The following is a 21,395-nucleotide window of genomic DNA, read 5'->3' as shown; positions in this document are numbered from 1 at the left end:
AATCCTCAGTTCTCGGGCCGGGGCGGGGTCTTTTCCCCCCGGTCAAATGCTTCCCAGCCTTCGCCGTTGAAAATGTCCACGCCCAGCTGAGCCGCAACATGGGCAAAATCGACATTCACCCAGTTGTCGACGATCTTGCCGTCCACGACTTTCCAGAAGTCCATGTACCGGATCTCGACGCGTTTGCCGGTGGGGGCGATGCCCAGAAACTCACCCGAATGGGTCGCTTCCTGACGGCCAAAAGCGGCTGCCCATTCGCCCATGTAAAGACGTGCCTCGTCTATGCAGGTCTTGTCCGAAAACGCAGCCTGAAAAGGGCGTTGCCAGTTGTCCTGAAACTCTTTCAGGCCGGTTTTGGTGCCGCAGCCCTGATTGCCCATCCAGCGAAAACCGCCAGCGAAGAATTCACCAATATCGTCGATGCGGTGGTCGTTCAGTCCATCCACCATGGTTTCGATCACACGACGCGTGTCTTCGGTCTTGCTGAGATCCGTGTCACGGGTCAGAACCGCTTGTTCCGGGCGGGAACCTTTCATTTTTCATGTCCTTTCAGTTTGTCCAGGGAAGAGATTGGGGAAACGCGTCCCAATGCTCAGAAAGTCCCTTGGCATCCTGTTCAACGCCGGATGGCGAGACATGGCGTTATGTCGGGCATTGTTGCTCATCAGCCTTTGACCGCTCCGGCTGTCAGGCCGCTGACGATCTGGCGCTGGAAGATCAGCACAAGGAAGATCAGCGGAGCGGTGATCGACACGGCGGCGGCCACGGCGACCACCTGATCGGTTGTCGTCGTCTCGCGATTGAACATGCCGACAATGGCGGGAACCATGGTCTGGTTCTGCGCGTCCAGCAACAGCGCTGTGACCAGAAAGTCGTTATAGGCCAGCAGGAAGCTGAACAGCCCTGTGGTGATTACACCCGGCCACATCACCGGCATGATCACACGGCGGAACGCCTGGAAGTGGCTGCACCCGTCGACACGGGCGGCCTCGTCCAGTTCGGCGGGGATGTTCTGAAAGAACGACCGCAGCATCCAGATGGTGAAGGGCTGGTTGATGGCCACGAGCACAGCAATCACCGCAAAGGGTTTGCCGTAAAGCGTCGGCGCGTTTTCGCCCAGTATCGGAGCCAACCATTCGGCTGAGTTGATGAAGACCGGCAGATAGCCCGCCACCAGGACCGAGTGCGGCAAAGCGCGAAAAACCAACGCCACGATCAAAATCCAGAAGGCCAGTGTCGATCCTGATCGCGCCAGGCCATAGCCCGCCAGCGTACCCACTGTCAGCGAAACCGTTACCACGCCTGTTGTGACAATCAGCGAGTTTTTGAAGTTGTTCGAAAAGCCCCGGTCGATCCAGACTGTCTTGTAATGTTCGGTGGTCAGGCCCAGCACGTCCCGTCCCAACGGCCCAAACCACGGGTTCAGCACGCTCAGAATGGCAGGCAGAATAACAAAGAAGACCAGCAGAAATCCGACCAGGACAGCCAGCACCCCGATGACCCACCCGAACCATTCCTGCCCGGGCTTCGAGTAAGATTTCACCATCGACGGCAGGATTTTTGTTGAGATCACAATCGTGGCCCAGATTACCGCGATGCCAAAGATGATATCCAGCAGCGAAAGTCCCTTGCCACCGCCCAGCGTGGCCGGACCAAAGATCACGTTCAACGCATTGCTGTCGAAGGCATCAACCGGTGACTTGAAGCTCATCACCACGATCCAGAAAATCGGGAACGCCGCGATCAGGCACCAAAGCGCCAGAAAGATGTTCGAGGTCAGTCGCAGGCTGAGAGGTTGGCGAAGCGCGCGCGAGGACATGTCAGTGACCTCCTTTGTGATCGCGCCAGGTGCGGCGCAGAGGCAGGATAAGAAGGATGACGACACCAATCATGGTCAGCATCGAGTTGGCCGATGCCCGGCTGATCGACCTGTTGCCCGCCTGATCCGGCGTCAGGTAATCGAAGGTCAGCCATTGCAGCGAGATGACATAACCCTGGCTCGAGAAACCGACGATTTCTTCGAAGACGCGATAGCTGTCCATTAGGTGGATCATCGCCACAAAGATGATCAGGGGCATCAGGTGCGGAATGACGATGTACTTCAATCGCTGCCAACGCGTCGCCCCGTCAATCACTGCGCTTTCCAGGCTGTCCTGATTGACCGTTTGCAGCCCGGCGTAGAAGATGATCGCCGCGAATGGGGCGACGTGCCAGACGCGGTAAAGCATCATCAGGATCTCGATGGTCCATGCCTGCGCAAACAAAGCGATGTCGCGGTTCAGCCACCATTCCATCATTGCAGTGAGGATACCGTCGCCCCGGAACAGCCAGTTGATCGACAGCACACCGATCACAGGTGTGATGATGAACGGCAGCAATGAGACGAAGATCACCGGCCCGCGGATCGATCGCGCGGCGTTGTTGATCAGGATTGCTATCCCAAGCCCGCACCCGACGACCAGTGGCAAAGTGATCAGCGTGAAAGTCAGCGTGAACCGCAGCGCCTTCCAAAAGTTGATCGTCGAAAGCACCTGCCAATTGCCATCGCTGATGGCGCGCCACGCCCGTTCCGGCTCCAGTACATTGCGATAGCTTTGCAACCCGACATATTCGGTTTGGGTGATGATCTCACCATGCTCATCCAGCTTTGGTTGCGAAACCTGCTCGGTCACGCAGGTCTGAGTCAGAAATCCCGGAGTACAGGTTTCCTTTTCGACCGTCTCATAGATCGGCTGAGTGACATAAAAGCTTTGCTTGAACACGCTGACCAGCGGGAATGCGATGAAGAGAAGCATCATAAAGACAGAGGGGCCGACAAAGGCGGCAAATGTCCGGAAATTCATGGCTCTGCCTTTCTCATGGTTCTCGAGGGAAATGGTCGGGAGGGCCGCAGCCCTCCCGCAGGAAGGATCAGTTGCTGATCAGACCGGCTTCTTTCGCGGCGGTGATGTAATCCGCCTCGATATCGGCCAGCGTGGTTTGCGCATCCTTTGCGCCGGTCAGATAGTCGGCCAGACCGTTACCAAGCGAGGTGTGCATGATGCCCATCGGACCAGAGGCCGGATATGCCTTGGCACCCGCTTGTGCGGACGCCGCAGCACCGGCGGCCAAAGCCCCTGCCGAGTAGGCTGGGCTCAGCCAAACGGCGACATCGTTATTCGCGCTGACCATGTCGCTGTCCATGCCTTCCAATGCGACGCGGAACGCTGCATCAGCCTCTTCATCCGACATGTTCGCGGCCAGAACGATACCGTCCCACCAGACGGTGGTTGCGGGAACAGACGAGCCCATCGGTGCCGCAGCCATAGTCACTTTGCCAACAACCTGGCTTTCGGCCTCATCATTCATCGCGGCGGCACGGCTGGCCCACAGGTTCGCCATGGCGATCTTGCCCTGCTGGAACTGCTGCTGCACATAGGTCGAGTCGGACACCAGATACTCGGGGTCCATATACTCGGTCATGGCCTTCAGGGTCTCAAGCGCCGCAACGCCCTGTTCGTTGTTGATCGCAGGCATGTTGCCATCGCCGAAGAACGAACCGCCTTCGCCCAGATACATGTTGACGAATTCCTGACCCAGATTCCAACCGGTCTTGAAGGTCCCGCCGATCGGATAATCCATCATGCCCGCCTCTTTGATCTTGGCGGCAGCGGCAAGAACATCGCCATATGACTTGGGCTCTTCGATGCCCAATTCGGTCAGAACATCATCGCGGTACATCAGGTGCTGCGCGTTGACCATCATGGCGATGGCCATGGTCTTGCCGTCCACCTTGATCAATTGGTTGGGCAGCAGATCCTGGCCGTACTTCTCGACCAGATCGTCCAGCGGGCGAATTGTGCCCGCGTTCAGCAGCGGCACCAGCGTGGCATTCGACACGCCACCGATCTGATAGAGCGCCGGATCAGCGGCAAATGCCTCTGGCTGCTTTTCACGGAATTCCTGGTCCAGCGACGCGCTGAAATTGCCGCATTCGGCCATCGCATCGGTCACCGCTTTCCAGGCTTCAAAGCCAGCCGAGAGCGATTTCAGCGGCACTTCATTTTCAAAGGCACAGTCTGCCCACGCGCCCGCGGCGGCAAAGGACATGGCACCTGCCATGAGGATCGTCTTGAGTTTCATGCGTTTCTCCCTGTCAGGATCGGTCCGTCGTCGACGTCCGGACCGGTGTTATGCCCGTGCGGGCCATTTGTGGGGTCAGCCCCCGATCCGCGCACCGCTTCCAGCTTCGAAGAGGTGACAGATTTCTGTTGGCACCGAGAACGAGACCGTCTCGCCAATCTCAGCGCGGAAAGCTTTGTCGGCTTTGACCGAGACCAAAGCACCGCCAACCCGGACCGAGATCATGGTCGCATCGCCCAGCAACTCGAGCGTGTAGATCGGTGCGGTGATCTGGCCGTTTCCTTCGGCAAGGCTTGCGTCTTCGGCCCGGAAACCCAGCGTCATCGGGCCATCCGGAGCATCGACCGGAATCTCGACATGCTCGGCGCGGAATACACCGCCCGAAACTTCGCCATCCATCAGGTTCATCGCAGGTGAGCCAATGAAACTGGCCACAAAGGTATTCGCGGGTCGGTCATAAATTTCGGTCGGGCTGCCAACTTGTTGGACCACGCCCTGTTTCATCACCACGACGCGATCGGCCAAGGTCATGGCCTCGATCTGGTCGTGCGTTACGTAGATGGTTGTGACCGCTAGTTCATGACTGAGGTTCTTGATCTGCGCCCGCGTCGAAACCCGCAGTTTGGCGTCGAGGTTCGATAGCGGTTCGTCCATCAGGAACACGTTCGGCTCACGCACAATGGCCCGGGCAAGCGCGACACGCTGCCTCTGACCACCAGACAGTTCCGCTGGTTTGCGATGCAGAAAATCGTCCAACTCGACCATCGCGCTTGCACGGCGCACCTTTTCGTCATGGGTCGCCGGATCGGTTCCACGCACCTTCAGGGGAAAACGGATGTTCTCGTAGACGTTCATGTTTGGATAGAGCGCATAGCTCTGGAACACCATCGCCACGTCCCGGTCCTTGGGCTCCAGATCATTGACGACATTTCCGTCGATCAGAATGTTGCCCTCGGTCACATCCTCAAGTCCCGCAATCATGCGCATCGTGGTGGTCTTGCCGCAGCCCGAAGGACCCAGCAGCACCAGAAACTCGCGATCCGCGATCGTCAGGTCGAAGTTATGAACCCCAACGAAAGAGCCCCACCGCTTGCCGACGTTCCGCAATTGAATTTCCGCCATGGTGCCCCCTGCAAGGAATCATTTTGCATACGTTTGCAAAACTGTAATTCGTAAATATCAATTCAAGCAAGACATTTTTGCATACGTATGCAAAACTGAGGCGAATACCCGACTCACCTCGGCAAAACACCGAGCGCAACACACTGATAAAATGGCAAAACCCGTGAACTTTCAGACCGAAAAAGAACTTGTCACCGAATTCCACATCGCTCTGGATTCAGTGTCAGCGAAAGAATCCCCAAATGCGATATCACGTTTCTGCGCGGCTGGTCTGGTTTGGCGCGGGTTCCATCCCTTCGGTCAAATCAATGGTGCGGAATCGGTTGCCCGGCAGTTCTGGCAACCGCTGAAAAATAGCCTCACCAGAATGCAGAACCGTGTGGATGTTCTTTTTGCGGGGCAAAATTCGCTTACCGAAGGGACCGACGTCTGGGTTGTGGCCATGGGCCATTTGATGGGGCTGTTCGACCAGCCCTGGCTGGGCATTCGACCGACCGGCAAACTGGCTTTTCTGCGCTATTGTGCATTTTACAAGGTCGACAACGGCAAGATCACAGAAACAGCGATGTACTTTGACATACCCCACCTGATGGTGCAAGCCGGACAGAACCCGTTTCCCCCTCAGACAGCGGCGCATCTGGTGCAACCGGGGCCAAGACCGCATGACGGTCTGCTGCTGAGCGAACAGCCCTCAGCAGAGGGCGAAAAAACGTTGGCGGTCATCAACGCGATGATCGCGGATCTGGGCCAATGGGACAGCGGATTGTCGCTTGAGGACGAATTGGCCCGAACCTGGCATCAGGACATGATCTGGTGGGGTCCCGAAGGGATCGGCGCCACCTACACGATAGAACGCTATGCAAAGCAACACTCAGGCCCGTTCCGTGCGGCTTTTACAGACCGATCAAAAACCAGCCACATTTGCCGCCTGGCCGAAGGTCATTACGGCGGCTTTTTCGGCTGGCCCAACTTCACGGCAACGCCGACCGGCGGATTTATGGGGATGCCAGCCACCGGCAGGCCTGGAGAATTCAGGGTGATCGACATCTATCGCCGCGCTGGCGACAAGCTGGCCGAAAACTGGATCTTCATCGACCTGCTCCACTTCTGGAAATGTCAGGGCGTTGATATTCTGGCACGAACCACCGGGATCGAAACACCATGAAGATAGACGCACATCACCACCTGTGGAACCTCTCAGCAGTGGATTACCCCTGGCTCAAGGAGAAAGGCGCGGTTCGCTTTTTTGGCGACCCGTCGTCGATTCAGCGCGATTATCTGCTCCCGGAATTTCGCTCAGATGCCGAGGCCGAGGGCGTTGGGGCATCGGTACACATCCAGGTTGGCGCGGCCGATCCCTGGGCCGAAGCACAATGGGTGCAATCCATCGCCGACGAGTTCCCGGACTGGCCGCTGGTGCAAGTCGCATTCTGCGATCTGACATCTGATGATGTGGATGCACAGCTTGACCGGCTTCAGACCCTGCCCTCGCTGCGTGGCGTTCGTCAGATTGTCGGTCGCGCACCCGGTGAGGACGCGCAGACGGGTACGAATGCACTGCTTCAAGATCCCGCGTTTCTGGCGGGCCTCAGAAAATTGGGCGCGCGCGGCCTGTCCTTCGATTTGCAACTGCTGCCCGAGCTGATGCCTCAGACCGCAGCTGTTCTTGCACAGGCTCCTGAAACCCCAATCGCGCTTTGCCACGCCGGATCACCCCACGACCGGACACCGCACGGGTTGCAAAGATGGGCAGAGGCTTTGACATCGCTGTCAGAGCTGCCGCAGGTCCATTGCAAGCTCTCCGGCTTGGGGATGTTTGATCATGATTGGAGCGCAAAAAGCGTTTCACCAATCGTCTCAACCTGCCTGTCACAGTTTGGCGCAGATCGCTGCATGTTCGGATCGAATTTTCCGGTCGACAGCCTCAGCTCAACCTACAAAGAACTTGTTTCACGGCACCAGGACCTTGCCCCAAGCTCGGTCCAAGACGCAGTGTTTCACGACACTTCAAGGCAATTTTATCGCATTGCGTAGCGGCGAAACTTTGCGATCCTTGGCACACGCCAGCTTTGCCGGGAGCGCGCACTGGGGTCTGATCACCGACAAAACAATCCGGCTTCGTTGAAGTAGCCGCTGCCAGAAAACTGTAGCAGAGTTTTGGTTGTCAAAGTTGCGGTTTGATCTGGTCAATGGTGCAGCATACAACCTGCCCAAACATGTCTAACCGGAAAACGGTACAAACAAGCACTTCACCTTGCGACGCATACCCTTGATGGCGGCCTCGGTTTCACTCATCCAAGGTCGCGCTTCTGAGCGCACACAAGCGTGGAATTTCCCGTCCAGTGACGGTTGCAACCGTGGGTCATCGTAGGCCACGAGTTCAGCAACCCCTTCGACCCGAAATCCACCCTTCTCTTCGATTACTTCAAGCCCGTTCTCCGAACAGTCGGTATTTGGGCAACAGAACGCGGGAATCCAGTCTCCGGCAAAGCCGGGTTGGGAAATCAACACCCAAACCAACGCCCCCATAAGGGCAATTTTGAAATCTGCGGGTATGGCATTAAACTGAACTAGTGGTGACTGCATGTCGGTACCTCAGAAAATAAACTAATCATGGGTAAATTGACTGGAAATACAGACAAAAAGTCCCGAAACGCTCACGAAATTTCGGCGAAATCAGGTCAAGCGATTGTTCTGAACGGCAGGCTTTTTGATGTTTCGACCAAATCCCTTTACGCAGCCGACGGCACGCCGCTGACGCTCAGAGCGCAGTCAATGGAAGTCCTCGCTGCTCTGGTCGAGGATGAAGGCGCGCCGGTTACCAAGGAGAGGCTTTTCGAGACAGTCTGGCCCGATGCTCATGTTACTGATGACAGCCTTGTCCAATGTATCACCGACATCCGGCGTGCACTGGGTGATGACGACAAGACACTGATCCAAACTCTGCCCAAAGTCGGCTACCGGCTGACACCGCATTCCGCGACACAGCGCACACGCCTCGGGGCCTTGCCTCTTGTCGCAGGCTGCCTGGTTCTGATCTCTGTGGCTATTTGGTGGATTTGGCCAGTGTTCGAGGCACCCGCCCTACCGGAAAAACCCCGCATCGCTGTGCTGGCTTTTGACGATTTCTCGACCGGTGACGACAAGGGCTATTTGTCTGACGCTGTTGCCGAAGGGCTTATTACGGAACTGGCTCGTTTTCCGGTCATGAGTGTTATCGCCCGTAAATCTTCCTTTGCCTACCGCGATACCGGCTCTGATATTGATACAATCCGCGAAGAATTGCGTGTTCACTATGTCCTTGAAGGCAGCCAGCAGAAATCTGGCGATCGCCTCAAAGTCACTGTCCAACTCATAGATGCGCGCTCCGGAGACCACGTGTGGGCTGAAAGCTACGACCGAGGGCTAGAGGATTTTTTCGTCGTTCAAGAAGAGATCGTGCGCGCCGTCGCTGCGGTTGTGAACAACATAGTAATCAAAAGGCCCTTGCCAGAAGGCGATCTTGCTCAGGTCACGGCCTACAACTATTTTCGCCAATCGCTTGGCAACCCTGACAGCCGCGAACAGGTCGAAAAGCGGCTGGAACTTGGGCGCATGGCCTTGGACGTCGATCCCGATTCTGTCTGGGGCTATCTTACAATGGGGTGGGGCCATCGCCATATGGCGGTCTTCTACTCGACACCCGAGGAAAAGCCCAAGCACCTAGCCAAAGCTAAGAAATACGCGGATATCGCCGTCGAAATCGCACCTCAGAACTATATCGCATATTGGATGCGCGCGCGGGTCGAAGAAGAATATGGCGATCACGAAAGCGCAATCAAAACCTATGATCAGGGTATCGCAAGAAACCCTTCAGCAGTAAACATGGTCGTCGGCAGCTCTTCCCCCCGCCTTTATATGGGCCAGTTTGACGATGCGCTTGCCATCATCGACAGCGCTTTGGAAATCGATCCAAAACATACCAGTTGGTTCCACTGGCAACGCGCTTGGGCATTGTGGGAACTGGACCGATGCGAAGAAGCACTGGACGCGTTTGGCCGCATGTCCAAGATTCCGAACGCCGCGCGACGGATGCATGCAGCAACCCACGCGTGCCTTGGAAATCAGGAAGAGGCGGCCGCATCCCTCAAGGTCTTCCTCGACGAGAATCCGAACGCAAATCTCAAGGATGAGCGGGCAAAATCTGAGGTTACCTGGCCCAACCCGACATCAGTCGAGAAATGGTTGAAGCATCTAGAAATCGCCGGAATGCCGGCGAAGTGAATCCTATTGCAGATTGTCGTGCCTATGCGCGGCTGAAACTGCCGCGATCCCGACCAAATCCTCATACGAGCGCTGCGACTCTGCTCACTTGAATCACTACCCGGTGCGAAAATCACATGTCCGCTTTGGGCTCGTCGCAGCCGATAATTCGAACGCAGCATGTGGCGTTTTCGGATAAAGCTGAGCCAGCGGCGAGCGGACCTGACCGGACACCGACAAACCGTGCAGTTGCTGCGACGCGGTCTGCTTAGCCGCCATTCGAAAGTTACACAGATTTGCGAAACCAGGGTCCGGCATATGCGTGATTGGCGGTTTAGATCAGCGCGGCTGAAGCAGATTATCATAGCAACAAATCCTTAGGGAATTCGCATAGTGCATCGACCATTATGTGATAGCATCGAACCCAATTCTCTCATTCACAGTTGTCCAAGCGAACAAAGGTACAGAAAGAGAAGTTTTTGCTGTCACTTCGGACCAAAGATATCGAGACCGCCTACAATGCGCTCGCTCTTTGCGCGGGGTTTTTGGTTGCTCCGTCAGTCGGCGGCGCGGTTAAGCTCGGGTTTGAGATCAACGATGTCAGGGCTTCGCTGACAAGGGCCGACAAAACGACGCTCAAAAACTTTACGGACAAGATGATCTCAAGTGCGGAAATCGCGTTGGAAGGGTTTGCGGCCGATGCGCCGCCTGACGCAGCAGTCCTATATGCCCAGATGCTCGAGCTTTCCGCTCCGAAAGCTACAGATATCGCAGGCAGCGCCCTTAACGCCGATACTCTGGCCTTGCACATGGTCGAGCAACTTGAGGATCCCGAACATAAATCCATGCGCGATCTCTTTGTTCTGCTGACCTCGGCAGCGCTAAAGCCACTTCTCGCCGATCCGGATTTCGTCGAACAGATCAAACCCGCAATCTACGCCCAATTGCTGTCAGGCACACAGGCCATTCAGCGCAACCTGGCCGAGCTTGTTCGAAAACACGGCAGCCTTGACGCTGCCATCGACACAGTCAAAAACGCCGCTGACACCGATTTTCGAATTCTGGCAAGGGCTTTCAAGCTGCCGGACGCGGACACCGCCCCGCGCAGTAAGCTTATTGCGGATATCATCCACAAAGCCCAAGAGCGCGATCAGGTTCAGGCAGCACTAGACGACGTCGATGATGCCGATCCGGTCGTGCAATCCTATCTGGAACACGCCCAGACCGCATTGAGGCAGATGAATCTGACCGCTGCGCTTTTTCTTTTGCAAGAGGCGAGGAAGGCGCTTGAAGACAATTCTCTGCGCAAAAACCTGGAATTCCGCGCCAACATTGCGGAGCCTGAAGCGATGGTGCATCTCCTGAACTCTCAACCGCAAGAGGCGTTCCGGCTATTTGAAAGCGCCGCGAACGGCATGGCGATGGTTGATGAATATGACGCCGCGATGAGGCGCTCGAATTATGCACTTGCGCTTATGGCTTATGGCGATCGTTACGGCACCGACGGCTACCTCTACGGGACGCGCATCATCGACCCGTTACTCAGTGAAGCGGCAGCCGAACTGCCGGCCGACGTTACCGCCCGTCTTTTTCTGCATCGGGGCACGATACACGCAAAATTCTATGCGGCTCTGGGGCATTTGGACGGGCAAGTTCACTTTGAGGCGGCGGAAAAAGACCTGATTTCCGCTCAGATCATTGCTGCGGACATATTGTCCGATTTTCACAGCGCGGCAACGGCGCGGGCGACGGCGGGATGGCTCAATCTGCAGGCCGCTCAGTTCACCCTCGACGCCGACGCCGATCCCTTTCTGCAACAGGCCGAAGAACTCCTCTCGATTGCTCGCAGGCTCTATGAAGAGTTGGATGCCCAGTTCGAGTTGGCACTGGTGAAGCTGCACCTTGCCGATCTGCTGGACCGAAAATCCGTTCGCGCAGACCACACAGAGCGGGCGACGATGTGCCAGAAGGCGATCAACCTGGTCGCTGAAAGTGAAGAACAACTTGTAATGGGCGATCATCCCGCCGAACTGGCCCGCGCGCGCTATCTCGCGGCAAAGCTTCTCTGGAACGAAGCGGTTTACAGGCTTGGCACGGGGGGCGCTGAACTGCTCAATTCGGCGATGGCCTTTGCAAACAGCGTAACTGAATTGCGTGCTGTAGAAGCGGATCCCCTGGGATGGGCCGAGGCAACATTACTGATCGGCGAAATCCGCGCGGATCAGGTGATCCACAATAGGGAAGAAGATCGAATTTCCGGTTTCAAAGAGGCCGCGAAAACCATACAAACCGCGATCAAAATCTACGAGGAGATGGGAACTGAGGAACAGATCGCAAAAGCGCAGCACTCGTTCCAACGTTTGAGCTGGCAAATCGAGGAGGAAGGCAATGTCGACACTGTATGAAGCCGCGGACCGTACCTCTTGCACCGTTAGCGGGCCGAACTGATGACCACTTTCGTTAATATTCTTTTTTTGTTCCGGTCTACCGGCTCTCAACGCTGCGCGGCATTCAAACAGCCTTGGGAATACTTCGCGAACTTCGCATTTAAATTTTACGGCCTCGGCAATCCTTAGAAAGGGCTTTGCGATCAGTAGAACCGCGTGATGCCTTTGAAAACATGAAGTTTGCTTACATGTCTTTAATCAAGAAGCTTATAGGCATCAGTCACATCAATCGTGGACGTACCCCCTTCAATCCCGTCCAAAGCAGTACGAAGAACAGTTGTCGCCCTGTGCGTCTGTCTAAATAGTTTGCATTGCTCCGCGTAATCTACCGACGTACGGAGCTCAAACATCTTCGCGTTCTGCTCTCTCGCAGCGGCCAAAGCCTTAAGAAATTCTTTTTCCGCCAGCTCATTCTCGCAACGTGCGAGCGCGTAGACTCGATATGTCTCGGCACAGGCCCATCCTTCATTTGTGGAATGCTGTTGATCACGCGCCTGAGCCAACAAATCTAAGGCCCCTTCGCGGTCACCTATTCTCAAAGTGAGTTCCGCAACCAAAGTCAGAAAGAACGGTTTGTAGTTTCCTGCACCACTTTCCCACCACGTTCTCGACGCTTCGAGTAGCGCGCCGATCGTTTCTTGATTTGGCGAGACATAGGCATTCACCCAGCTTCGCCACAGGTTCGCAGTCAACCGCATGAATGTGAATGAGTGCTTAATTGACAGCTCTTCAAGCTGTTCTACCACTTCCAGCACTTTTTCTGGCTCACGACGCAGTAGATGAAGCATGCATAGATAGGTCAACGACTGTGCGATGCTGTGCGCATGCTCTAGCTCTTTCGCACCAGCCAAAGCTTGATTTTGAATATCCAGTGCTTTGTCCGGGTCTCCCCGCATCCATACGGCCAAACTCAGAAAACACGAGGTGATGGCTGCATGATCTGATCCGTGAATGAAAGCCAAATGCCCATCGCGTTCCCTGCTATAGAGGTCCAGCGCTTTGCTCAAATGTTTGTAGGCCGGTTTCAGCTCTCCGATATGGAACAGTACCGCGCCCATAGCGCGATGTGCGACCATCTGATGCTGCGTCTCACGCGTTGAGGCTGCCAACTCGAGCAATTGTGCTGCAACAGATCTGGCCAAATCATATTCTGCGCGCACCAAATGAAAGGAATACAATCCATTGAGAACCGGGAATAATTGCTCGGTTTCTCCGACACGTTCACACAAGTCGCGTATTCTTGCGTAAACGGACCCGGTTTCGTCTGCGGCAATTCCTGCGGTCGAACGTAAAACACCAGCTTTGAGAACTTGAATCTCAATTTCCCTTCTGTCCCTGTCGAAACTCTGGTCGAGTTTCCAAAGCTGCTCAATCGCCAGGGACAACTGGGCGCTTGCCTCTGTATTGGCAGAGCGCTGGACCGCCCGCTGGCCTGCGCGGTAACGATAATCGGCGGCTTCCTTGTTCATGCCTGCCATAGTGTAATGGTGCGCGAGAATTTCCGGGCTTGCATCACCAGTGTGAACCGACACGTCATCCAAATGTTGCGCGACACGCGCGTGCAAAATGCGACGCTCCCGCTTCAACAGACTGTTGTAGGCGGTGTCACGAATAAGAGCGTGGCGATAGCTGAAAGTTTCAATATCCTCTGTCCGAACAACTGTAACTATGCCTGCCTTGACCAACAGATCCAGGCTAGTGCGCAACGCTATGTCGCCGATACCAGCCACCTTGGAGATCAATGGAAAGGTAAATTGAGGTCCTACCACAGCGCCGATTTGTGCGATCTCTTTGGCAGAGCTCAGGCGGTCAAGGCGCGCCATCAGTGCATCATGCAAAGAGCTGGGAACAGAATTCGCAGGTGAAGCGCCACCCATCATGTACTCGTCCGTACCCCGGATCAGGGTGCCTGATTCAAGGAGGTCTCTGGTCACCTCCTCCACGTATAGTGGCACACCATCTGATCTTGCCGCCACTAGGTCGTACATCTCATCTGCGATCGCCTCGCCCTTGGCGACTTCGTCCACAATGCTCTTGACCTGTTGAAAGTCCAAAGGCTTCAGAACGATATTCTTAAGGTTCGATTGCAGCGTCCAACCCGGATCGAACTCTGGCCGGAATGTCATAACGACGAGCACCGGAAGGTCGCGAATTCGGTCCACGATCCGATCCAGCAGCAGCTTGGTTGTCGGATCAATCCAATGCGCATCTTCTAACAGGAAAAGTACTGGGTACTCCGTAGCCTCTGACGAAAGATTGGTCAGCAACAACTCCAGAGATTGATCCATGATCTGTTGTGGCGGCTGATCCAAAGGCCCCAAAAGGTCTTCGAACGGTATCGACAAAAGCGATGCTGCCAACTTCAATGCCTCGTCGGATTGATCACCCAGAACGTCTCGGATTTTTTCAAGCTTAGTGTCGTTTGAATCGTCGGACCGAAGACCCGCGGCGCCCTCGAGCCAACGAATAACGGGATAGAGCGCAGTGGCAAAATGGTAAGGCGAACACTGGTATCGCGTTTGATTGTGGGGCAAATCCGAAATGCTTTGCCTGAATTCCTCTATCAGGCGCGACTTGCCAATTCCTGGCTCACCTGAAACCAACACAACTTGCCCCTGGCCACCACTGGCAAGCTCCCACTTGTCGTTGAGGGCCTCCAATTCGGCAGAGCGCCCGATCAACGGTTTGAGCAACACGTCGTCTATCGCCATGAAACGGCTGATCGTTTCGCGCACACCGGTTACTTGCCAGCCTTCAACATCTTTTGCGAAGCCCTTGAGCTTGAACGCTCCACGCAGAACGTACTCAAATGCATCACCGGCCAACTGATGAGTAGTTGGGGCAATGATCATAGTACCTGGGTCCGCCATTGACTGAAGTCGCGCGGCCAAGTTGGGCGTCTCGCCCATTGCGGTGCCGTCTTCGAACATTTTTTCACCGCGCAGGTCACCTACGACAACCAATCCTGTTGCAATCCCTATTCGAACATTGAGTTTCGCGTGGGTGCGAATTACCGGAACCTCGTCGATGATACGCAGGCCCGCGCGAATGGCCCGCTCGGGATCATCTTCATGCGCGTGGGGAAATCCAAAAAAGACCATAATCCCGTCGCCATAGTAGCTGGCTATATGGCCATCAAACGCAGCAACGGCTGCGGCGCAGGTTTCTTTGAAAAGTCGAAGTACTTCGGCCAGATCTTCCGGATCAACGCGTTGCGCTATTTCCGTTGATCCAACGAGATCGATAAACATGACAGTGAGCTGTCGCCGCTCTGCAACGATCTCGGGACCGTTGGAATTGACAGGCGATTGCAGCATATTTTCCGACCTCATGCGAACGGCTTTCAAGAACCGCCTCCTCGGACCCAAGGGGAGCCCGATAACCACAAGGTCTTCGTCAGTTAATTCAGAAAGGTCGCCAAGTTCGATCTCGTGTTCAGCAAAAGCAGCGGCGTACTTGGACAAACCATATTTCTTTAGCCAAGACGCGATATCGGACATCAATAAGTTTTGCTTGCGGTCGTAACAGGGTCTCTACATGCACTCTTCCAGCAAGCATCTCCTTGTTAACTTAACCCGCCAAATAGCCTGTGGCTCATTTGTCGAACAAAAAGATCATGTTCTTGTTCTATGAAGACCACCGTTTCTTGCCAGGTCAAGGACTTCATTTGCTCACTTGACGTCTTGCAGGATACACCACCGGTTCCAGGCAAGTGGCATCACCTGGTCCAGGTGTGGTCGATGATTTGGACCTCAATCTATGTCACCGCGCCGACTAAGAAAACTTTCTCCCCATGATTGCGGCCCAAAGCAGTCGTTGACCGAGGGGTCTCATTGCTGCGTTGCCGCCCGTTGGCGAAAGATTTTCTGCAGGCTCAATATGTCGAGCTGAAATAGAGCACGCAAAGCTCACTTACTGTAGTATTGGCGGGATTCTTAGCTGAGTTGCCTGATCAATTATCCAGCTGCAGAACTTTTTTGTGTCTTCTCTGTCTGCGGACGCGTTTATCAAATAGAAATAGTCCCGCTCGATCTCCAAGAAGCCATCCAACTTTCGCAAAGTCCCGTCGGCGAGATACGGATCGACCAATGGATTTCCTGCCAGGGCGATACCTTGTCCGGCGATCGCGGCTTGCAGCATGTTGATATAAGTATTCAAAGCTACTCCGCTGGACTCGGTTGGTAGCACCAGGCCATTTGCTTTGAACCAATGCGGCCAGCGGGCACCGGGTCGATAGATGCCAGACAAATGAAGCAAGTTCTCCTTTGTCAGATCAGCGGCTTCTGACAGGGCCGTATTTGGGGTGTATTTGGGGCTAAGCACCGGGAAAATGCGTTCTTGCAACAGCGGAGTTACGTTGTCTCCGGCTGGTTTATCCTTGGAATAGCGGATCGCAACATCGATGCTTTCGGCGGCAAGGTCCAATTTGCGATCGGTGACGACGAGGTTCAACTCGACCTCCGGAAAATGATTGCTGAAGTCCACTAACCGCGGCATGAGCCAGTAGGTCGCAAATGCAGTCGTCGTGGTTACTGTCAACGGGGTGTCACCTGACGTCTTCGAGACATTCAGAACGGCGTTTGCAATCTGATGCAAAGCCGGAGCCACCTCGGCCTCCAACATCCTGCCCGCCAAAGTCAAAGATACCTTTCGGTGGTCCCTGACAAACAGCGTCGTTCCAAGCGTTTGTTCAAGCTCGGCTATCTGGCGGCTGACCGACACACGCGTGACACCCAGTTCTTCTGCGGCACGTGTAAAGTTGGAATTTCTGCATGCCGCTTCGAAGGTAATCAAATGGGGAAGCTTTGTAAGAGTTTTGCGCAGGTTTACCATAACGTATTGGTTAACATTGTGGATGGTATTTTGGAACTTCACAACTGCGTTCAGATCACAAAAAATCACCCCAAGAAGAGAACCGGCTGGACTGGCCTTAGAAAATTCTGGGAGGAAAACATGACAAACTTTTCCAATCTTGCGCGCACTGCGGCAATAGCAACCGTACTTGGGGTCCCGGCAATTGCTGCGGAACAGCCCGGCGCAGGTGTTGATGTCTCACCCATCAAGGGATCGCCCGCCAACGCTTGGTTTCAGCATATGGTCGTGCAACAAGGCCTTGAGGCGTTAGGCTATAACGTCGAAGAAACCTTAGAAGCCGACTTCCCGGCGGTTCATCTGGCCGTCGCGTCTGGCGATGCCGACTATACCTTTAATCACTGGAAGCCCCTGCATAACGAATTTTTTGACAAATCCGGTGGCGAAAGCACCATGACTCGCGTCAAGGCTGGAATTACCGGCGCGGGCCAAGGTTTCTTTATCGACAAGAAGACCGCCGAAACGAACGGCATAACCAGCGTCCAACAATTTTCCGATCCTGCCGTTGCCGCCCTGTTTGATGCAGACGGCGACGGGCGCGCCAACCTGTCCGGCTGCAATCCCGGTTGGGGGTGTGAAATCGCGATCGAGGATCACCTGGACAATCTGAACCTGCGCGACACCGTTCAGCATGATCAAGGTAGCTATTTCGCGATCATGGCGGACACCATTACGCGATATAACGAGGGTGGTGCCATTCTGTACTACACCTGGACGCCGAACTGGATCAGCGATGTCCTGGTCCCCGGAGAAGACGTGGTGCAGATCGGTGTTCAAAGCGATGGCGAGATGGATGCAGGGTTTGCTGTGAACGACGTCTATATCGTCGCCAACAATGGATTCCTTGAAGAAAACCCCGCCGCTGCAAAGTTCTTTGAACTTGTCGACATTCCGATCAGCGCCGTCAACGCGGCACAGGTCAAACTGCGTGATGGTGAAAACACCCTGGAAGACTTCCAGCGCCACGCCGCAGATTGGATTGCCGAAAACCAAGCGCAATTCGACGGTTGGGTGGCCGAGGCCGCAGCCGCCGCAAACTAACTCTCCCCGAAGACTTTGGGGCGGCTTTCCCGGCCCGCCCCAGTTTTTTGAAGGAACAAGACAATGGCTGATGCACAGATCGAATGTCGTGACCTCTGGAAAATCTACGGCAACCGTTCGGACGAAGCTATGAAGGCGGTGCTGGCTGAGGGACTTTCGAAAGAGGACGTGCGCGACAGATATGGCTGCGTTCTTGGCGTTCGCGATGCGAGTTTCAGCGTCAAGAAAGGCGAAATCTTCTGCATCATGGGGCTGTCAGGATCAGGCAAGTCCACCCTTGTGCGCCATGTCAACAGGCTGATCGAACCGACGTCGGGCCAAATACATGTGGCAGGTCAGCGTGTGGACACGATGGGCGAAGAGGAGCTTCGCCAATTGCGGGCCGAAACGATTGGCATGGTGTTTCAGCATATGGCGCTGTGGCCTCATCGAACCTTGGGTGAAAATGTCGGTTTCGGGCTCGAAGTCCGCGGCAGTGATTTGCAAACACGGCGAGAGGCGGCAGTTAAAGCGCTGGAAGCCATGGATCTTGGCGGCTGGATCGACCACTACCCCGATCAGCTGTCGGGCGGCATGCAGCAACGTGTGGGTCTGGCCCGCGCCTTGGCAGCCGACCCTGAAATCCTACTGATGGACGAGCCATTCTCGGCGCTTGACCCTTTGATCCGCCGGCAATTGCAGGACCAGTTTCTGAACCTGTCGGCGCATATGCACAAAACCACGCTGTTCATCACCCATGATCTGGATGAGGCTATCCGGATGGGAGATCACATCGCCATCATGAATGATGGGGAAATTGTGCAAATCGGCACTCCCGAAGAAATCGTTACCAGCCCAAAGGACGACTATGTCGCCGAGTTTGTGAAAGGCATCAGCCGTGTCGCGCTGGTCCGGGCTGAAACCATCATGGAACCGCTGAACGGGCGGGACGCCACTGACAAAACTATACGCGTTGATGCTGAGTTGGGAGAGATCATTGATCTCTTCATGGAGGATCAATCTCCGGTCACCGTTGTCAGCCCGGATCATACATCCGTCGGACAGATCACCATCAAAGACGCGTTGACCGCGTTGCGGGGGTAAGGGGCGAAATCATGGATATCTGGAACATCTTTGACACTGAATGGGTCCCCGTCGGCACATGGGTCGAAACCTTCCTGCAATGGGTGGTGACCAACTTTCGCTTCATCTTTCAGGCGATCAAGGTCCCGTTCGAAATCGTTCTAACCGGGTTAGAGGACGCTTTGACCCAGGCCCCTGACCTGCTGGTTCTGGCGTTGATCATTTTGGTGGCCTGGCAGGCAGGCGGTCGCCGTCTGGGCCTGATCTCGGCGGCCTGTATGCTTGCCATTGGCCTGATGGGCGCATGGGAAGAAAGCATGACCACTCTGTCCATCGTTCTGACATGCGTTGTGTTCTGTTCATTGATCGGCATTCCGCTGGGTGTGTACTCGGCCAAGAATGATCGGTTCTGGACGGTCCTGCAGCCCATGCTCGACCTGATGCAAACGATCCCGTCCTTTGTCTATCTGGTGCCCATCGTGATGCTGTTCTCGATCGGCAATGTCTCAGGCGTGATCGTGACCTTCATCTACGCTTTGCCACCGGTGGTGCGCCTGACCAATCTGGGCATCCGACAGGTTCGTGGCGATATGGTCGAGGCCGCGCGCGCGTTTGGCGCCTCAAACCGGCAGACGCTGTACAAGGTCGAGCTACCTTTGGCGATGCCGACAATCATGGCCGGCGTGAACCAGACCATCATGATGGCGCTTAGCATGGTTGTGGTGTCTTCGATGATTTCCGTGACCGGTTTGGGCCAGATGGTTCTACGCGGCATCGGTCGGCTGGACATGGGTCTTGCGACTGTTGGCGGGCTGGGCATCGTTTTCCTGGCCATCGTTATTGACCGTGTATCGCAGAGCTTTGGCATTTCATCGCGTGAACGCGGTCACAAGAAATGGTACGAAACTGGCCCGGTTGGATATGTTCGCAGCTTGATGGGACGGGGGTGACATGACCGACTCTCGCCCAAATATCCTGTTCTTTCAGGTCGATCAGCTAACCGCCACTGCCCTGCAAGCCTACGGGGACAAAATTTGCCATTCCCCAACTATCGATGGGTTGGCCGCGCGTGGTGTGGTGTTTGAGAACGCCTATTGCAACTACCCTCTCTGTGCGCCGTCCCGCTTTTCGATGGCAACAGGGCAGTTGTCGTCGAAAGTTGGCGCCTATGACAACGCAGCAGAATTTTCGGCCGAAATCCCAACTTACGCGCATTATCTGCGTGCGGCAGGCTATCAAACAGCCCTGTCCGGCAAGATGCATTTCATTGGCCCGGATCAGTACCACGGGTTTGAAAAACGTCTGACAGCAGATCTCTACCCCGGTGATTTCGCATGGGTTCCCAACTGGGAACACGAGGGCAAACGCGACACCAATGATCCACGTGCGGTGCGCATTGCCGGAATCTGCGAACGGTCCGTCCAGATCGATTATGACGAAGAGGTCACCTTCAAGGCGATACAGCACATATTTGATGTGGCGCGCAGTGACGACGAACGCCCATTCTTCCTGCAAGTGTCTTACACCCATCCGCACGAGCCCTATCTGTGTCGGAAAGAGTTCTGGGACCTCTACGAAGGCAAAAACATCCCCTTGCCCGCTGTGGGGGCTTTGTCAGAAAACCAACATGACCCCCACTCCGTGCGCCTGCTCAAGGATTTCGGCATGTTGGGAATTCAGTTCAGTGACGAGGATGTCGCCCGCGCCATCCGCGCCTATTATGGATCAATCAGCTACATCGACAGTCTGATGTCCCGGGTCATGGATGCCTTACGGGCAACGAGCGCGGACAAGAACACCGTGATCTTGTTCACTTCGGATCACGGCGAAATGCTGGGTGAACGTGGCATGTGGTTCAAGAAGCATTTCTATGAGAAGTCCCTGCGCATTCCCCTGATCATCGCTGGCCCCGGTATCGCACCACAACGGGTTCAGGAATTGACTTCACTTGTCGATCTTCTTCCCACACTGAACAGCATTGCCGAAATTGAGGAACCTGTAGAGTCGTTGGAAGGCGTGAATCTGCTGTCTCTGCTGGACAAGGGTAATCCACCGCCTGAACGTGCGGTCTATGCCGAGTATTTGGCCGAGGCGACTAAGGTTCCGATGTTCATGATCCGCCGTGGGAGTTACAAGTTCATCTACTCGTCACATGACGGGAACATGCTTTTTGATCTATTGGACGACCCGAATGAGCTTACAAACCTTGCACATGCCGAGATCCATCGCGAATTGGTCGACGGATTTATCCAAGAAGTCGCAGAAAAATGGAATGAAGCTGAATTGATGCAAAGCATCATCCTTAGTCAGAAGCGACGTGCCCTGGTTCGCAAGGCGATGGGGCAAGGCATCAAGCAACGTTGGAACCACGGTGAGTCTGAAACCGACAAAGTCCTGTGGTACCGTGGAGAGCAGGGCTACAATGAATGGGCGTTCGACTATATCTGACCCCAAACCAATGAGCCACCATTGGTAATGGCAGTCTCG

At 55.1% G+C, this 21,395-nt stretch carries 16 protein-coding genes; 8 read left to right on the top strand and 8 right to left on the bottom strand.

From position 1 onward, the window contains the following. Window positions 1-5 precede the first annotated feature (5 nt). The 5 genes from ACR0JA_RS06315 to ACR0JA_RS06295 all read right to left on the bottom strand — a co-directional run bounded on the left by ACR0JA_RS06315 (window position 6) and on the right by ACR0JA_RS06295 (window position 5,244). Complete coding sequence (locus ACR0JA_RS06315) at window positions 6-536, bottom strand: ester cyclase (protein WP_480571579.1); 531 nt, start codon at window positions 534-536, stop codon at window positions 6-8. Window positions 537-664: 128 nt separating this feature from the next. After that, window positions 665-1,819, bottom strand: a complete 1,155-nt coding sequence (locus tag ACR0JA_RS06310; protein ID WP_480571576.1) for a carbohydrate ABC transporter permease — start codon at window positions 1,817-1,819, stop codon at window positions 665-667. 1 nt (window position 1,820) lies between these two features. Beyond that, window positions 1,821-2,843, bottom strand: coding sequence for a carbohydrate ABC transporter permease (locus tag ACR0JA_RS06305; RefSeq protein ID WP_480571573.1), 1,023 nt, complete (start codon window positions 2,841-2,843; stop codon window positions 1,821-1,823). A 67-nt stretch (window positions 2,844-2,910) separates the two neighbouring features. After that, window positions 2,911-4,122, bottom strand: coding sequence for an ABC transporter substrate-binding protein (locus tag ACR0JA_RS06300; RefSeq protein ID WP_480571570.1), 1,212 nt, complete (start codon window positions 4,120-4,122; stop codon window positions 2,911-2,913). A gap of 75 nt (window positions 4,123-4,197) precedes the next feature. Next, window positions 4,198-5,244, bottom strand: a complete 1,047-nt coding sequence (locus ACR0JA_RS06295; protein ID WP_480571568.1) for an ABC transporter ATP-binding protein — start codon at window positions 5,242-5,244, stop codon at window positions 4,198-4,200. A 163-nt stretch (window positions 5,245-5,407) separates the two neighbouring features. Here ACR0JA_RS06295 and ACR0JA_RS06290 point away from each other — a divergent pair, with 163 nt between their 5' ends. Both ACR0JA_RS06290 and ACR0JA_RS06285 read left to right on the top strand, forming a co-directional pair. After that, window positions 5,408-6,409: an ester cyclase gene (locus ACR0JA_RS06290; RefSeq protein ID WP_480571565.1), complete on the top strand. Its 1,002-nt coding sequence runs from the start codon at window positions 5,408-5,410 to the stop codon at window positions 6,407-6,409. Further along, on the top strand, window positions 6,406-7,278 hold the full coding sequence (locus ACR0JA_RS06285; RefSeq protein WP_480571562.1) for an amidohydrolase family protein: 873 nt from the start codon (window positions 6,406-6,408) through the stop codon (window positions 7,276-7,278). Before ACR0JA_RS06290 ends, ACR0JA_RS06285 begins: the two co-directional genes overlap by 4 nt. Before the next feature lie 186 nt (window positions 7,279-7,464). Here ACR0JA_RS06285 and ACR0JA_RS06280 read toward each other — a convergent pair whose 3' ends face one another. After that, entirely contained in the window at window positions 7,465-7,830 is a 366-nt protein-coding gene (locus ACR0JA_RS06280) for a hypothetical protein (RefSeq protein ID WP_480571559.1), read from the bottom strand. Window positions 7,831-7,857: 27 nt separating this feature from the next. On the opposite strand from ACR0JA_RS06280, the gene ACR0JA_RS06275 reads away from it, so the two are divergent. Together ACR0JA_RS06275 and ACR0JA_RS06270 are read left to right on the top strand one after the other, a co-directional pair. Continuing rightward, window positions 7,858-9,507: a winged helix-turn-helix domain-containing tetratricopeptide repeat protein gene (locus ACR0JA_RS06275; RefSeq protein ID WP_480571556.1), complete on the top strand. Its 1,650-nt coding sequence runs from the start codon at window positions 7,858-7,860 to the stop codon at window positions 9,505-9,507. Between the two features lie 458 nt (window positions 9,508-9,965). Beyond that, window positions 9,966-11,891, top strand: coding sequence for a hypothetical protein (locus tag ACR0JA_RS06270; RefSeq protein WP_480571553.1), 1,926 nt, complete (start codon window positions 9,966-9,968; stop codon window positions 11,889-11,891). A gap of 236 nt (window positions 11,892-12,127) precedes the next feature. Here the strand turns inward: ACR0JA_RS06270 and ACR0JA_RS06265 are convergent, their stop codons facing one another. Next, window positions 12,128-15,433 carry an ATP-binding protein gene (locus ACR0JA_RS06265; protein ID WP_480571550.1) on the bottom strand — a complete coding sequence of 1,102 codons (3,306 nt, stop codon included), beginning with the start codon at window positions 15,431-15,433 and terminating at the stop codon, window positions 12,128-12,130. A gap of 412 nt (window positions 15,434-15,845) precedes the next feature. Continuing rightward, the gene (locus ACR0JA_RS06260) at window positions 15,846-16,808 is read right to left on the bottom strand and encodes a LysR substrate-binding domain-containing protein (RefSeq protein WP_480571547.1); all 963 of its coding nucleotides are present in this window, start codon (window positions 16,806-16,808) and stop codon (window positions 15,846-15,848) included. 78 nt (window positions 16,809-16,886) lie between these two features. Here ACR0JA_RS06260 and proX point away from each other — a divergent pair, with 78 nt between their 5' ends. The 4 genes from proX (at window position 16,887) to betC (ending at window position 21,356) form a co-directional block, all read left to right on the top strand. Next, a complete protein-coding gene (proX, locus tag ACR0JA_RS06255) occupies window positions 16,887-17,846 on the top strand; it encodes a glycine betaine/L-proline ABC transporter substrate-binding protein ProX (RefSeq protein ID WP_480571544.1) in 960 nt (319 codons plus the stop codon). A 63-nt stretch (window positions 17,847-17,909) separates the two neighbouring features. Continuing rightward, window positions 17,910-18,929, top strand: a complete 1,020-nt coding sequence (locus tag ACR0JA_RS06250) for a quaternary amine ABC transporter ATP-binding protein (protein WP_480571541.1) — start codon at window positions 17,910-17,912, stop codon at window positions 18,927-18,929. Between the two features lie 11 nt (window positions 18,930-18,940). Further along, window positions 18,941-19,858 (top strand): ABC transporter permease subunit, encoded by a 918-nt coding sequence (locus ACR0JA_RS06245; protein ID WP_170768762.1) that lies wholly within the window; start codon window positions 18,941-18,943, stop codon window positions 19,856-19,858. Between the two features lies 1 nt (window position 19,859). After that, window positions 19,860-21,356 carry a choline-sulfatase gene (betC, locus tag ACR0JA_RS06240; RefSeq protein WP_480571537.1) on the top strand — a complete coding sequence of 499 codons (1,497 nt, stop codon included), beginning with the start codon at window positions 19,860-19,862 and terminating at the stop codon, window positions 21,354-21,356. The last annotated feature ends 39 nt before the right edge of the window (window positions 21,357-21,395 follow it).

Source organism: Ruegeria sp. AM4 (assembly GCF_056540665.1).
The sequence above is the reverse complement of the archived record's forward strand: the minus strand, read 5'-3'. Positions and strand labels throughout refer to the sequence as shown.

What these genes read in the sequence shown, in the direction of transcription:
- ACR0JA_RS06250 (WP_480571541.1), top strand. Translation starts at nt 17,910, where the DNA reads ATGGCTGATGCACAGATCGAATGTCGTGACCTCTGGAAAATCTACGGC.
- ACR0JA_RS06315 (WP_480571579.1), bottom strand. Translation starts at nt 536, where the DNA reads ATGAAAGGTTCCCGCCCGGAACAAGCGGTTCTGACCCGTGACACGGAT.
- ACR0JA_RS06310 (WP_480571576.1), bottom strand. Translation starts at nt 1,819, where the DNA reads ATGTCCTCGCGCGCGCTTCGCCAACCTCTCAGCCTGCGACTGACCTCG.
- ACR0JA_RS06300 (WP_480571570.1), bottom strand. Translation starts at nt 4,122, where the DNA reads ATGAAACTCAAGACGATCCTCATGGCAGGTGCCATGTCCTTTGCCGCC.
- proX (WP_480571544.1), top strand. Translation starts at nt 16,887, where the DNA reads ATGACAAACTTTTCCAATCTTGCGCGCACTGCGGCAATAGCAACCGTA.
- ACR0JA_RS06305 (WP_480571573.1), bottom strand. Translation starts at nt 2,843, where the DNA reads ATGAATTTCCGGACATTTGCCGCCTTTGTCGGCCCCTCTGTCTTTATG.
- ACR0JA_RS06280 (WP_480571559.1), bottom strand. Translation starts at nt 7,830, where the DNA reads ATGCAGTCACCACTAGTTCAGTTTAATGCCATACCCGCAGATTTCAAA.
- ACR0JA_RS06245 (WP_170768762.1), top strand. Translation starts at nt 18,941, where the DNA reads ATGGATATCTGGAACATCTTTGACACTGAATGGGTCCCCGTCGGCACA.
- ACR0JA_RS06275 (WP_480571556.1), top strand. Translation starts at nt 7,858, where the DNA reads ATGGGTAAATTGACTGGAAATACAGACAAAAAGTCCCGAAACGCTCAC.
- ACR0JA_RS06265 (WP_480571550.1), bottom strand. Translation starts at nt 15,433, where the DNA reads ATGTCCGATATCGCGTCTTGGCTAAAGAAATATGGTTTGTCCAAGTAC.
- betC (WP_480571537.1), top strand. Translation starts at nt 19,860, where the DNA reads ATGACCGACTCTCGCCCAAATATCCTGTTCTTTCAGGTCGATCAGCTA.
- ACR0JA_RS06295 (WP_480571568.1), bottom strand. Translation starts at nt 5,244, where the DNA reads ATGGCGGAAATTCAATTGCGGAACGTCGGCAAGCGGTGGGGCTCTTTC.
- ACR0JA_RS06285 (WP_480571562.1), top strand. Translation starts at nt 6,406, where the DNA reads ATGAAGATAGACGCACATCACCACCTGTGGAACCTCTCAGCAGTGGAT.